Consider the following 13,645-nt stretch of genomic DNA (forward strand, 5'->3'; position numbering starts at 1 on the left):
AAAGCGCCGCTCCATTCGGGGCGGCGTTCTCTATCCGGCCTTGCCGGCGTTCCAGGCCCAAGACAGGGTTTGCGCGCAAAAGAAAACGCCCGCTCCTTTCGGAACGGGCGTAAAAAATCCGGGATAAGCGCGGATTAGCGGCGGATACCCAGGCGTTTGATCAGGTCCTGGTAACGGGACACGTCCTTGCCTTTGGTGTAGTCCAGCAGCTTGCGGCGCTGAGCAACCATCTTCAGAAGGCCACGGCGGCCGTGGTTGTCCTTCTTGTGGGTTTTGAAGTGCTCAGTCAGGGTGTTGATGCGCGAGGTCAGGATTGCAACCTGGACTTCCGGCGAACCGGTGTCGCCGTCCTTGGTTGCGAATTCTTTCATCAGGCGGGTTTTTTCTTCTGCAGTGATCGACATCGGGGTCTCCTTAAAGGTTAGAGTGGATGGCTCAGGCCGGGATGTCGTCCAGCACAGGCCCATGGAGATATCCGCCGCAGAATCGCAGCAGATGCGCGCATATATGACGTTTCCGTTGTAAAGGCAAAGATTAACTGCCAGCCGGTGGATCTGCGCGGGCCTACTGCGGCAGCAACCCGATAGCAGCGGCTGAAGCTGTGTCGATCAGCACCAGATCCGCCGCAGTCAGCACGCCGGCTCCGGTGACCCGCAAGGCAGGCTCGCCGTCGACAAGAATGACCTGCTCGTCCTCTGCCTCAGGGTTCTGCTGCAGCTCTACGGAAGGCTCTTCGCCGTCCTCAAAATCCCAAACCAGCACCAGCTTATCTTCATCCGTATCGAAATCCATCAGCTGCACAGCCTGTTCGGTTCCGGTCCAGTTGCCGGCCATGAACTGATCCTCGCCGGTGCCGCCGGTCAGCACATCCCCCGCCCCGGCGATCAATGTGTCATCGCCGGCACCGCCATTGACATAGTCTTGGTCCGTGCCGTCCCCAGCACCGGACACCACATCATTTCCATAACCGCCAAACAGCGCGTCGGCGCCGCCGCCGCCCACTAGGCTGTCATCGCCGTCATTGCCGTGCAGTGTGTCCCGGCCTTCACCGCCTTCCAGCCAATCTTCGCCCTGACCGCCATGCAGCAGATCCGCACCGCCGCCGCCCTGAAGCGTGTCATCCCCGAAATGCCCATAAAGACTGTCCTCTCCGGCGGCGCCCTGCAGCACGTCAGCACCGTCTTCGCCGTGCAGCAGGTCCTGGCCTGTGCCGCCGGACAGGCTGTCATCTCCGCTACCGCCATGCAGAACATCGCTGCCCTGGCCCCCGTCTATCCAGTCATGACCGCTGTAACCGCCAAGCAGATCATCGCCATCACCGCCGCTAAGGCTGTCAGCCGCCCCGGTTCCCGCGATGACGTCATTTTCATCGGTGCCGGTTACGGTGCTGCCACCCGGCTCGATAAACCCGCCATCTGACCCACCCCCGCCGGTGTCCGCCTCCGGATCGGGGCCGGAGGACGGCTCCTCCCCATCCGGGGTTTCGGTATCAACCAGGACCGCGCTGCCCACTGCAACAAGGCCCAGAACACTCGCCAGCCACAACATTGCCCACTCAACCTCAATAAACACTCAAAACTCAATTGCACGATCACACGCGTTGATTGCAAATGCAAAACAAATAGGGAACACCAGTTAACAGCAACCGAAGAACCCGCTAACGCTGATGCCAAAGCTCTGGTTGCTGAGTGTATGCGATGTAAAGCGGGTGCTTCGGGTGGCCGGCCTTGCTGAGACCGAGGTGGTGCAGCGGCTTTCCGGTTGCGCGCAGCAGCGCCGCAACCCGCTCCCCTTGCCCGCGGTGCTCACCATGGGTGCCCCAGGCGCAGATCACCATGCCAGCCCAATCAACGCCGTGCAAAATGGCTGCCATGTTGCCCGGGCCTTCCGGCTCTTCCAGTTGCCGCATCCCGCGCGGATCGGTGACCCGGCAGGCAAAGATGTTGGTGGCCCGGAAACCGCCGAACCCCAATGCCCGTGCGCGGCGCTCGCAGCGTTCGATGGTCGGATCATTCTGCACTTCGGTTGCGGTTGACGGATTCAGCATCACAAACATCACCCGCGGTCCGGCAGGATCCCAAACCCGGGTCAGGCTGTAGCGGTAAGTTTCGCAATCGGAATAGACGGCGGTTGAGGGCGCATCGCCCTTGGTGTGGCTTCGGGTGATCATCAGCCGTCTGTAACAGGGCCATTTCGACTGTCCAAGCTTACTGTCCAAGTTTCATTTTCACCCCGGGAAGCGCCCATTAAGGGCATTGCCGGGCACCACGGCACATTGCAGCTGTTGGCGTTGTGTTTCTTTCGGACAGGTTTTTCATGGAAATGTTGCTGCTCACCATAGTGTTCTGTCCTGGCTTCCGGTGGAGCGGACCCGCAATGAAACTGTCTGACTCTGAAGTCCGGATCTTGCAGATGTATTTGTATGGCGCGCGTCCACTGAGTGTCTTGAGAGGGGGGGCAAAGGCCGTCGTCCAGCGGTCGGAGAGCAGGCCACCTGAAAGCAACGATCATGGCTTCATCTTCTTCATTAGGGACGATTGAACGGGGCTCATTGGGACGGGTTTTCTGATCCTCAGCGGTCCGCCGCTTCGCAATACCCTGCCGGGTGACAGGACGTGACGCAGACGTGGAATATCTGTCCCATAAGGCGTCCTTCCATTCCAATGAATGGATCGCACTATCAACCCCTGGAACCAAACAGCTAAGCAGCGCTCCATTTGCCACAGATCAAAGACTTAGGCGTTTGGCCTGCTGTTTGCTATGCTGAGGCAGCGAACAGAAGGATTGTAGCAATGCTGGAGATTTCAGCCCGTAAGGTGGCACAAGTGGCGATGATGGCCCGTGAACTGGGCCGGGCTGAAGGGGAATTGCGCGCCTTCATCGACCGGATGGGGGAAGATCAGCAGTCGGAATTGGTTGGCATCATGTGGGTCGGCCGCGGCAGTTTCGAGCCGGAAGAACTGGGTGAAGCGATCTATACCGCCCGGCAGGAAGCGACCACGCCGACCGTCGATTACTTGCTCGGCACGCCGCATCTGGCTGACAATCTGGAGGCTGGCATGGAAGCGCTTGGGATTGATGTGAACGATGTCGAAGATGATGTGATCGGCCGCTAGGGTCCGCACCGGTTAAAAAAGGTATAGGGGGCGCCGCAATCCGGCGCCCCTTGTTGTTTCCAGAAGCCCTCAGGCCTTGCTATCGACGATCTCAAGGTGCTGGGCCAGCTTGCCGATCCCGCCCATCCAGTTTTCGACCAGGCCCAGGTCGCTGGGTGCGGCGTGTACACCGGCGGCGATCTTGCCGTTCATGGCCGCCTCGATTGCAAAGGACACCGGATAGGAGACCAGGCGTGCCATTGCGGTGCCGCGGTCGTCGCCCCAGGCGTCCATCACATAGGTCTTATGCCAGGCTTCGGTGCCGTCTTTTTCCGCTTTCAGGCCAACGCAGAGCACCACCCGGTCCGGCTCGCCCTCGTCATAGGCGTTCTCGGTCCAGAACTGGTCTGACATTTCCTTGAGGCGGGCGTCCCCTTCGGGGCCTTCGAGGGTCTCGACTTCCTTGAAGACATCCGCCCAGGCATCGGCCCAGCCGTTGAGGCGCAGGGTGCCGCGGACGAATTCCTTCACTTTCCAGTCCTCGCCGAACTCATACTGCGCCATGAACGGGATCGAGTCGCGGTTCGGGTAGACCTCGAAACTTTCGGGTGCGGGCAGCGGCGCCTCATAGGAGGAGATCGCATCCCAGGGGCGGGCGACGTCCAGCTCCTTGAAGCCGCGGATCGATTTGGAGGGCGAACGCAGCGCCTTCAGCACGCCCAGCGGCGACCAGCTGAACTTGTAGCGGAACGGGTTCGGTGTCTTGGGGATACCGCCGCAATAGGAGATGAAGCTGATCTCGTTTTCCGCGTCAAAGGCATCAGACGCTTTGTAATCCGCCACCAGCGCATGCGCCATCAGGTGGTCGATGCCCGGATCCAGGCCCACCTCGTTGATCAGGCAGACGCCTGCATCCTTGGCCTTCTGGTCCAGTGCGCGCATTTCCGGCGCGATGTAGGAGGAGGAGACGAAATGCGCGCCGTGCTCGATCGCCAGCTCGGCCAGCGGCACGTGCCAGTCGCCGGGCAGCATTGAGACGATGACGTCTTTCGGGCTCAGCATCTGGCCCAGGTTGGCAATGCTGAAGGCGTGAATGTTAGTGGTCAGATCGCCGACGGCCTCACGCGCTTTGTCGGTGGTCCGGTTCCAGACCGCCACGTCATGGCCCGCTTCCAGCAGGCGGCGAAGGCCGGGAATGGCGGAGAGGCCGGTGCCGCACCAGTGAATTGTCATGAGAGTTCTCCCTTACTTGGTTCCGGCGGCATTCAGCCCGGAAGATGTTCGTTGAATGTGGCTTCCGCCCGGCCCCAGACGCCGGACTTCAGATCGATCAGGGTCAGCAGCGAGGGCAGCAGCTGAGCGGCATAGTCTTCGGAGCTTTCCACCGGCAGCATGGAGGGCAGGTTGTCGATTGCCATCACATCCAGCACCGGGTGTTCGGCGACGCGCAGCGCAGGCTGATCCCAGGAGGTCGCGCGGTCATAGACCGGCACCGGATTGTAGTCACTGTCAGGGTCGCAAGCGACATCGCCGATGGCGGTCAGCTTGCGGTCCGCAGTCAACGCCTCGCGCGGGACAAAGACCGGAGTGCCGGGACGGGCGAAGATACAGTTGAGAAACAGGTCATGGGCCAGGATCTCCGGGAAAGGTCCGCCGCTTGCGGTCTCGTCCATGTCCCATTTGGTGACTTTGACACCCATCGCTTCGCAGAGATCTGCCGCGCCGGTGCCGACCCGGCCAAGCGCGCCGATCACGATAGCAGAGGGGCGGTCTTTGTTCAGGGCATCAAGTTCCGCGCCCAGATCCGTCAGCAGCGCATCCTTGCCGCCATAGACGCCAACCGGGCCGCAGATTCCGCCGCGCTGCTGGGCGGTCCAGGACTTCAGTGTTACCGCGGCGCCGGCATAGCCCGCCCAATACCCAAAGGCAGCAACCCGGCGGGCGCTTTCATCCACCAGGTATTCCAGATCATAAAGGGTGCCGCCGCCGGCCTTGAAGCGTTCCAGCAGTGCCTTGCCGGAATGCTGGCCCTTGAAGGCATGGCCGAACATGATGTGGCGGTGGGGCAGCGGGGTGCCGTCCTCGGGCAGTTCCTTGAGGCCAAAGATGATTGCGTCCGCAGGCGCCTGGGGCCAGGAGTTTTCCGGTGCAATGTCGCAGCCGGCATCAATGTAACCCTGCAGCGGCAGCGCCCGGACCGAGCTTTCCTCAACCGTGACCCTGATGCCGCCTGACAGCAGCGCCTTGGCGCCATCGGGGGTCAGGCCGACCCGCTCCTCATTCGGGCGCTGTTCGGCCCGTACCCACAGATGCGTCATCGTCATGTCCTTCAAAGCATTCCCTTGGAATAGACTGCGCGGATCGACTCGCGCTGCTCCATTGCCGTCATGAAATTCTGGATTTTGGGGAAGCCGTCCACCTTCACCCCGTCACCCGCCAGCCAGGTGCAGATCACATAGAGGTAGCAATCGGCGAGGCTGACCGTCTCGCCCAGCACAAAGGGTCCGCGCAGGCCGGCCTGGCTGATGTACTCGCAGGAGGCCATCATCGTCTGCGGCACCTTGGCCTGCATATCCTTGTAGCTGGAGGTCTTGCTGGCCCAGCGGGCGCCGCGCCGCATATGGGCATGGTTCACATGCATGGTCGAGGCGAGGTAGAACATCACCTCGCGCATCCGCGCCTGCAGTACCGGGTCCTGCGGGCGCAAGCCGGCCTCGGGCGCCATATCAGCGATATATTCCAGCAGCGCGCCGGTCTCGGTCAGGATGCCGCCCTCGACCGCCAGTGCGGGCACCCGGCCCTTGGGGTTGATCTGGGCATAGGCCGGACCGGTCTGTTCCTTGGCGGCAAAGTCGATTTTCACCGCCTCATATTCAATTCCGGCTTCTTCCAGCGCGATGGCCACGGCCACCGAGATGGTGTTGGGGGCGTAATAAAGCTGCATGTCTTTTCCTCCCTCTCGGACGTTCAAAGATGTGTCTGGGCAAAATGCCGGTCCGGCGCTTCCAGATGCGGCACTGCGTTGAACAAAACCGGGCTCAGGTGGCCGCCGATGGGGAACAGACGATGCATCGAGGTGTTCATGATCGCCAGCGTAACCCGGGCCATGGCGGCGGAGTCCAGCCCCATCGCTTGCCGCAGGGCCATCGAAATCAGCCCGCCGGAGGTGACAACCATTGCGGGGCCGTCGCCTGCGGCGATTTCCTCCAGACAGGCCTGGGTGCGGGTTTCGAAACTGGCCCAGCTTTCGTAGGGATCGGCGATTTCGTCCTTGGCCCAAGCGGCAAACACCTTGGGTAAATGATCGACAAAGCCCTCGCGCTCTTTCGGAATTGGCAGGCCGTGCTGATCGCGCATAGCCTCGGCGAGGGTGAAATACTCCATCTCGTTCAGCCGCGCGTCCTGCGCCGGATCGGCAAAGCCCATAGAGGCTGCGGTTTCGATATGCCGCCTGAGGGTCCCGCAGTAGACGCGCGGGTGGTGGCTGCCGGTGCTGCGCAGATGGTCCCCCAGCCAGGCCGCCTGCTGGTGACCCAGATCGCTGAGGCGGTCATAACTTGCCTCGTCCCGGGCGCCGGTATTGGCCTGGCCGTGGCGGATCAGCGTTATGTGGGACATGGGCGGCGGCTCCGTTGTTACCGGGGAAGTCTTAGGGGAGGTTCCGGGCAGAGGGAAGGGCGGGCTGGGTGCAGGTTTGATCAATTTGATTGAGGGCGGGAGCAAAACTGGAGCAATGTGCATCTGTCAATTGGGAGATTTGCCATGCCCCTTAACCCTCAGCGTTTTCTGGATGATCTTCATAAACTGCGCAGCTTTGGTGCCTCGGGTGCAGGCAAGGGAGTGGTGCGGCCGGCGTTTTCAGAAGCAGATATCGCGGCGCGGAAATGGCTGGCTGAACGGATGACAGAGTGCGGATTAGAGCCGCATTTCGACCCGCTTGGCAATCTGTTCGGGCTGGCTGGGGAGCGCAGCCTGCTGGTTGGGTCGCACAGCGACAGCCAGCCCGAGGGCGGCTGGCTGGACGGCGCGCTGGGTGTGGTGGCCGGGCTGGAGATTGCCCGCGCAGCCCGGGAGGCCGGCGGGCCGCTCATTTCTTGCGTCAGTTTTCAGGATGAGGAGGGGCGGTTCGGGGTGCTGACCGGATCGGATGTTTGGACCGGCAAGCTGGCGCTGGATGAGGCGGATGGGTTCACTGACAACGCCGGCAATACCCTGGCCGGGATGCGGGCGCGGATGGCGGAGTTTTCGGGGGATTTCCTGCCGCTTGAACGGTTCTGCGGATTTCTGGAAATGCATATCGAGCAAGGTCCCTATTTGGAAGAAACCGGACTCAAGCTTGGGGTGGTGACTGATATTGTCGGCATCCAGGATATGCGGATCACGTTTTTCGGTCGGCAGAACCACGCAGGCACCACGCCGATGCACCTGCGGCGGGATGCGTTTCAGGTGCTGTCTGCCTTCAACGCGGCGCTGAACAGCCGGTTTGCTGATGTGGTGACGCCTGCCACGGTCTGGACTATCGGTCATGTGGCGTTGCATCCCAATGCGTCCTCTGTTGTGCCCGGGCGCGTCGAATTTTCCGTGCAATGGCGCGATGCTGATGCAGACCGGCTGGTGCGGATGGAAACACTCATCAAGGAGACAGCGCGGGAGATTGCGGCCGGTCACGGCGCAGCATCAGAGCTTGGACCGGTGATGGGCATAGAACCGTCGGCAATGGATGTGCGGTTTCAGGCGGAGTTGGGGGCCGCTGCAGAGGCGTTGGCACCGGGAAAGTGGCAAAAGATGCCGTCGGGTGCTTTGCATGATGCGGCCAATCTTGCGACGGTGATGCCTGCGGCAATGCTGTTTGTGCCCTCGATCGGCGGCATAAGCCATGCCTTTGAAGAAGATACGGCGGAGGCAGATTTGGTGCTTGGGCTGCAGGTGCTGGACTGCGCGGCCCGGGCGCTGGCGGGGTGAATTGCAGGCGGGTACTCCCGCCTGTTCCCGGGCATCCTGCAGGATGCCCTCTCACAGTTGGGCCGGGCGCCGCTGGCGCGGCGCGGTCAGCCCCGTCCGTAGCCGCGTTTGAGCATCCGGTTGCGGTGCCTGTCGGCAGCCAGGGAAGCCTCGCGCAGATTGCCGTAGATGTTGATGACGCTTTGCCCGTTGCCGCCGGCTATGCCCCATTCACGCAGCACGGAGACCTCGGAAAACAGGTTCATCGCCAGCTCAATCCGGTAGAACCGGGACGGGCGCGAAGGGGCTTGGCGGTAGAGCAGACAGGTGGCCATGACCTGATTCTACGCCAAGCGATTCGCCGCGGCAAGAATCTCTATGCGGCGCTGACGAAAGTGAGGCCGCAGAGCGCGCAAGACAGCGCCGCCGCGGCGAACACCGGCTTAGCCAGAATGGACAAGGTCGGTAAAACACTGCAGCTGCGTTTTCTTTCGCTCTTCTTATCTGGAAGAAAGAGCGCAGTGCGGGAAAATTGGTTTTGTACCGGAACAGGATCAGCCCCAGTCCACATCGCCCAGGAAGATGTAGCCCGCGCCATAGATCGTCTTGATCAGACGTGGATTCTTGGGGTCTTCGCGCAACTTGGTGCGCAGGCGGGAGACGCGCACATCCATTGCCCGGTCAAAGCTTTCACCAGCCGCACCGCCAAGCGCCTCCTGCATCTGGGCGCGGGAGATCAGCCGCTTGGGGCTGTCGAGGAACAATCGCAGAACTTCGCCCTCGGCGTGGGAAAACGGGGTTTCGCTGCCTGCTTCATCTTCCAGCAAATAGCGGTCGAAATGCGCGGTCCAGCCGGAGAACCGGGCAGTGTCGCTGGCAGGAGCCGCTGTGCGGGGGGCGCTGCGCAGGCGGGCGCGGACCCGGGCGACAACTTCGGCCGGATCAAACGGTTTGGTGATGTAATCATCTGCTCCCAGTTCCAGCCCCGTCACCCGGTCCTGCACCTGGGCGCGGCCGGAGATGATGATGACCGCCGCGCCTTGCTCCAGTGCAAGCCGGTGCACCAACGCCAGCCCATCGGTGTCAGGCAGCGACAGATCGACCAGGCAGACATCGGGTGCCATCCGGTTCAGAGCCGCCTCGAATTCGCGCGCGCGGGCGAAACTTTGGGTGCGGAAGCCCGCGTCCTCCAGCGTGCTGGTCAGGATCCGGCGGATTTCCGGCTCGTCATCCAGGATGGTGACCAAGGGCGATGTCATGCGGCGGGCTCCGGTTTGATCAGCGCGGACAGTTGATGCGTGGTGAAGGGTTTGCGCAAAACCGGGCCGCATTTCAAGGCCTTGCGGAACAACGGGTCGCTGACGGGAAGGGACGTCATCAGGATGCAAGGCAGGTTTGAACCGTCAAGCCGGGTGGCCAAGTCGATGCCGGTAGCAGTCCCTTCCAGTTTGATGTCGGAGAGCACCAGCGCGATGTCTGGCAAGTCGGCGGTGAGCGCACTGGCTTCGTCCACGCTGGCCGCTTCGATCACCGAATAGCCAAGATCAATCAGCATATCGCGAAAGGCGGCACGCAGTTCCTGGCTGTCCTCGACCAACAAGGCCATGCCGCCCTTGGCATCTGGTGCCAGCCGGTAGGGCAGCCGCAGGGTCACCGAAGCGCCGGTTTGGGTGTTGCTGATCCGCATGTCGCCGCCGGCCAGTTTGGCCATGTCGTAAACCATTGGCAGGCCAAGACCGGAGCCTTCGCTGCCTTTGGTGGTGAAGAAAGGATTCAACGCCTTGTCCAGCGCTTCGGGGGAGAAACCGGGGCCGCTGTCGGTCACCGTGATTTCCACCCAGGTCTGCCCGACTGCGTGGGCGCTGACAGTTATCTGGCCCGAAGTTCCGCAAGCGTCGCGGGCATTCAGGATCAGGTTCAAAAGCGCATCCTGCAGCTTGCCGCTGTCCAGAAGCAGCACCTCGTCCGGCATGTTATCAAGGATGCTTAGCCCAATTCCCTGCGGCAGCGAAGGAGAGGCGAGGATCTTCAGTTCACCCAGCAGCGCATGCATGTCGGCCGCCTGCGGGCGCAAGGTGCGCTGGCCGGTCATTTCGGCAATCCGGCTTAGCAGCCGGCCGCCGCGTTTTGCGGCCGAAAGCGTGCCTTGGACCAGTTCGGTTGCCTCACCGCTCAGCCCCATTTTCTCCAGTTTGCTTTGCATTCCGAGAATAATGGTCAAAAGGTTGGAAAAATCATGTGCCAGGCCGCTGGTCATCTGCGCCGCCATCTCGCGGCGGCGGGCCTGCTGCAGGGCAACCCGGGCCTGGGTTTCCTCGGTCACATCCATCGACAGGATATAGACGCCGCCGTGCTGGTCCGGGGTAAAGGCCACCCGGATGCGGCGGCTGCCGTGGCTCTCAGTGAACTCGAACACCGGGCTGCTGCCCTTGTAGGCGGCCAGCAAATGCGGCTCGATCCGGTCAAAAGCAGCCTCTCCCAGTGCGTCCGCAATATGCATGCCGAGGATGTCGGAGGGGCGGCTGGGAAACACCGAGCTGAGGCGGCGGTTGGTATAGGTGTAATACCCGTCTGCATCGACGTGGGCGATATGAGCGGGCATCATCTCGGTCGTCAGCCGGGTACGGCCTTCTATCTCGGTCAGCTGTCTCTTGGTCTCTTCCAGGGCCGTATTTGTGGCTTCCAACTGGCGGTTGGCGGCGGATAGTTCCTCGGTATGGGTAATCAGTTTCTCTGACAGTTCCTCGGACCGGGAGTGCAGCAGTTGCTCTGCCTGTTTGGTACGGGTGATGTCGGTATAGACGGTGACCCAGCCACCCTGCGGCAATGGCGAGCCTTCGATCGAAATCATCTGCCCGTTGGGCCGTTCACGCTCCAGGTAATGCGGCACAAAATCCAGTGCCTGAGCAACCCGGCTTTGCACGATGTCCTGGGTATCTGTTTCCGGCGCGTATTCACCGGCCTCCGCAAGAAAGCGGATGGTGTCGGCAAAGGACGCCCCCGGCTGCACCAGGTGATCAGGCAGTGAGAACATCTCTTGGAAACGCCTGTTGCAGACCGCCAGGCGCAGATCGTTGTCATAGATCGACAGCGCCTGGGCGATCAGGTTCAGCCCGGCGGTGGTCATGGCGGCGTGCGGCTTGCTTGTTCGGTTCATGGTTCTCCCCGCTTCATGGCTAGCATCGCGGCGGGTGCGGGGCAAATCGCCATTCAGCCGCGGGAGAAGGCCATGCCGTCGCGTCAGACCGGCGGTCTCCTTAGGGTTGCCGAACGCGGTGAGCGGAAGATGGTGCAAGTGATGCGAAACTTGAAACGGCTGCCCGCTGCGTTTGATTCGAATTCCGGCCAGTTCGTGCGCATCCCGCGCGCTTTGCCCGGGCGTGTTTGCGAAGGCTGCAGGATTTTCTGTGCCCGGTGGTACGGCGACTTGCGTAACAGCCCGTAAAACAAGGGGAACAGCATTGTTACAATTCGTAAGATTTGGGAAAACATCAGGAAAAAGTTGACGGGCTATTCTTTGCACGTCCCTACTCGGGGCCAGAACCGCGGGCAGCGGTCAGGTCCGGCAGCAACGCCGGAAAGGGAGGAAAGAAAGTTGGCTCAGATGCAGATGGGCGCCGAAGGGATGTTATCCCTGCCGGCGCTGCTTCAACGCAATGCGGCGCAATTCGCTAATGCACCGGCCTACCGGGAAAAGGAATTCGGCATTTGGCAATGCTGGACCTGGGCCGAGGCGGCAAAGGAAATAGAGGCACTGGCGCTGGGCCTCATCAACCTTGGCGTGAATGAGGGTGATTTTGTCGCTATCATCGGCCGCAATCGTCCTTATCTCTATTGGTCGATGGTTGCTGCGCAGGCGGTGGGCGCCGTGCCGGTACCGCTCTATCAGGACGCGGTGGCCGAAGAGATGGCCTATGTGCTGGGCCATTGCGGCGCACGCTTTGTGATCGTGGGCGATCAGGAGCAGGCCGACAAGGTGATCGAGATCCAGGATCAGCTGCACCAGTTTGAGCATATGATCTATCTCGACCCGCGCGGGATGCGGAAATACGAGCATACCCAGCTGCACCAGTTCAGCCATATCCAGGATCAGGGCCGCGCGGCGCGCGACGAACTGACCGGTGAGCTGCAGGCGCGCCAGGCCAAGCTGACCTACGACAGCACCTGCGTAATGCTTTATACCTCAGGCACCACCGGCAAGCCCAAGGGCGTGGTGCTGTCGAACCGGAATGTGATCCAGAGCGCCAAGAACTCGGCTGAGTTCGACCATTTGACTTTGGGTGAGAACATCCTGTCCTACCTGCCGATGGCATGGGTGGGCGATTTCATCTTCTCAATCGGCCAGGCCTACTGGTGCGGCTTCTGCGTGAACTGCCCGGAAAGCGCCGATACCATGATGACCGACCTGCGGGAGATTGGTCCGACTTACTTCTTTGCACCGCCGCGGGTGTTCGAAGGCCAGCTGACCAATGTGATGATCCGGATGGAGGACGCCGGCGCACTGAAGCGCAAGATGTTCCACCATTTTCTGGCCCATGCCAAGAAAGTCGGAGGCGACATTTTGGACGGCAAGCCGGTGGGTCTGATGGACCGGCTGAAATACGCATTGGGCAATGTGCTGGTTTACGGCCCGCTCAAGGATACGCTTGGCTACGGCCGCATCCGTGTGGGCTATACCGCGGGGGAGGCAATCGGGCCGGAGATCTTTGATTTCTACCGCTCTCTGGGTATCAACCTGAAACAGCTTTACGGTCAGACCGAAGCCACCGTGTTCATCACCGTGCAGCCGGATGGCGAAGTACGTGCCGATACCGTAGGTGTTCCTGCACCGGAGGTGGAAATCAAGATCGGCGACAACGGTGAAATCTACTACCGCTCGCCGGGCACGTTTGTGGAATATTTTAACAATCCGGACTCTACCGCCTCAACCAAGGATCCGGAGGGCTGGGTAGCCACTGGCGATGCCGGTTTCTTTGAGGAAGGCTCCGGCCACCTGCGGATCATCGACCGTGCCAAGGACGTGGGCAAAATGGCTGATGGTGCGATGTTTGCGCCTAAGTATGTGGAAAACAAACTGAAATTCTACCCGGACATTCTGGAAGCAGTGCTGTTTGGAAATGGCAAAGACCGCTGCGTGGCCTTTATCAATATTGACCTGACGGCTGTAGGAAACTGGGCAGAGCGTAACAATATCGCCTATGCATCCTATCAGGAACTGGCCGGGCATCCGCAAGTCCTGGAGTCACTCCGTGAGCATGTGTCGGCGGTGAACCAATCGGTGGCGGAAGACCCGATGCTGTCAGGCTGCCAGATCCACCGCTTTGTGGTTCTGCACAAGGAACTGGACGCTGATGACGGCGAAATGACCCGCACCCGCAAAGTGCGCCGCCGTATTGTTGAGGAGAAATTCGACGATATCATAACCGCGCTGTACGACGGTTCGGAGCAGGTCTCGACCGTAACGGAAGTGACCTATGAAGACGGCCGCAAAGGGTCCATCAGCGCGACGCTGACTATTGTCGATGCGGACGTGAAACCGGCTGCGGTTCACAAGGTGGCCGCGGAATGATGCACGTATTTCCGGAGAAAAATCTGCCCCGTGCCGGGCA

General features: G+C 61.1%; 13 protein-coding genes. 3 read left to right on the top strand and 10 right to left on the bottom strand.

The features are described 5' to 3' along the window. Positions 1-134 precede the first annotated feature (134 nt). The 3 genes from rpsO to ETW24_RS00155 all read right to left on the bottom strand — a co-directional run bounded on the left by rpsO (position 135) and on the right by ETW24_RS00155 (position 2,170). Positions 135-404: a 30S ribosomal protein S15 gene (gene rpsO / locus ETW24_RS00145; protein ID WP_129369234.1), complete on the bottom strand. Its 270-nt coding sequence runs from the start codon at positions 402-404 to the stop codon at positions 135-137. Between the two features lie 160 nt (positions 405-564). Then, complete coding sequence (locus tag ETW24_RS00150) at positions 565-1,572, bottom strand: calcium-binding protein (protein WP_254695662.1); 1,008 nt, start codon at positions 1,570-1,572, stop codon at positions 565-567. An 85-nt stretch (positions 1,573-1,657) separates the two neighbouring features. Then, on the bottom strand, positions 1,658-2,170 hold the full coding sequence (locus tag ETW24_RS00155; protein ID WP_129369235.1) for a DUF1643 domain-containing protein: 513 nt from the start codon (positions 2,168-2,170) through the stop codon (positions 1,658-1,660). A gap of 622 nt (positions 2,171-2,792) precedes the next feature. Between ETW24_RS00155 and ETW24_RS00160 the strand changes: the two genes are divergently transcribed. Next, positions 2,793-3,116 (top strand): DUF3775 domain-containing protein, encoded by a 324-nt coding sequence (locus ETW24_RS00160; protein ID WP_027257190.1) that lies wholly within the window; start codon positions 2,793-2,795, stop codon positions 3,114-3,116. A 69-nt stretch (positions 3,117-3,185) separates the two neighbouring features. Here the strand turns inward: ETW24_RS00160 and ETW24_RS00165 are convergent, their stop codons facing one another. From ETW24_RS00165 to ETW24_RS00180, 4 genes are read right to left on the bottom strand one after another with little or no spacing between them, the layout of a single operon-like run. Next, positions 3,186-4,328 (bottom strand): saccharopine dehydrogenase family protein, encoded by a 1,143-nt coding sequence (locus tag ETW24_RS00165; protein WP_129369236.1) that lies wholly within the window; start codon positions 4,326-4,328, stop codon positions 3,186-3,188. A 32-nt stretch (positions 4,329-4,360) separates the two neighbouring features. Beyond that, positions 4,361-5,413 carry a saccharopine dehydrogenase gene (locus ETW24_RS00170; protein WP_129369237.1) on the bottom strand — a complete coding sequence of 351 codons (1,053 nt, stop codon included), beginning with the start codon at positions 5,411-5,413 and terminating at the stop codon, positions 4,361-4,363. Positions 5,414-5,424: 11 nt separating this feature from the next. After that, on the bottom strand, positions 5,425-6,039 hold the full coding sequence (locus tag ETW24_RS00175; protein WP_129369238.1) for a glutathione S-transferase family protein: 615 nt from the start codon (positions 6,037-6,039) through the stop codon (positions 5,425-5,427). Positions 6,040-6,062: 23 nt separating this feature from the next. Next, on the bottom strand, positions 6,063-6,713 hold the full coding sequence (locus tag ETW24_RS00180) for a histidine phosphatase family protein (RefSeq protein WP_129369239.1): 651 nt from the start codon (positions 6,711-6,713) through the stop codon (positions 6,063-6,065). Positions 6,714-6,857: 144 nt separating this feature from the next. Between ETW24_RS00180 and ETW24_RS00185 the strand changes: the two genes are divergently transcribed. After that, complete coding sequence (locus tag ETW24_RS00185) at positions 6,858-8,057, top strand: hydantoinase/carbamoylase family amidase (RefSeq protein WP_129369240.1); 1,200 nt, start codon at positions 6,858-6,860, stop codon at positions 8,055-8,057. A gap of 86 nt (positions 8,058-8,143) precedes the next feature. On the opposite strand, the gene ETW24_RS00190 is transcribed toward ETW24_RS00185, so the two are convergent. From ETW24_RS00190 to ETW24_RS00200, 3 genes are all read right to left on the bottom strand, one after another. After that, positions 8,144-8,371 (bottom strand): WGR domain-containing protein, encoded by a 228-nt coding sequence (locus ETW24_RS00190; RefSeq protein WP_129369241.1) that lies wholly within the window; start codon positions 8,369-8,371, stop codon positions 8,144-8,146. Positions 8,372-8,590: 219 nt separating this feature from the next. Next, positions 8,591-9,295 carry a response regulator transcription factor gene (locus ETW24_RS00195; protein WP_129369242.1) on the bottom strand — a complete coding sequence of 235 codons (705 nt, stop codon included), beginning with the start codon at positions 9,293-9,295 and terminating at the stop codon, positions 8,591-8,593. Beyond that, positions 9,292-11,193, bottom strand: coding sequence for a hybrid sensor histidine kinase/response regulator (locus ETW24_RS00200; RefSeq protein WP_129369243.1), 1,902 nt, complete (start codon positions 11,191-11,193; stop codon positions 9,292-9,294). Before ETW24_RS00200 ends, ETW24_RS00195 begins: the two co-directional genes overlap by 4 nt. A gap of 447 nt (positions 11,194-11,640) precedes the next feature. On the opposite strand from ETW24_RS00200, the gene ETW24_RS00205 reads away from it, so the two are divergent. Next, positions 11,641-13,605 carry an AMP-binding protein gene (locus tag ETW24_RS00205; RefSeq protein ID WP_129372788.1) on the top strand — a complete coding sequence of 655 codons (1,965 nt, stop codon included), beginning with the start codon at positions 11,641-11,643 and terminating at the stop codon, positions 13,603-13,605. The last annotated feature ends 40 nt before the right edge of the window (positions 13,606-13,645 follow it).

This window comes from Leisingera sp. NJS204 (assembly GCF_004123675.1).
Lineage (GTDB): Bacteria > Pseudomonadota > Alphaproteobacteria > Rhodobacterales > Rhodobacteraceae > Leisingera.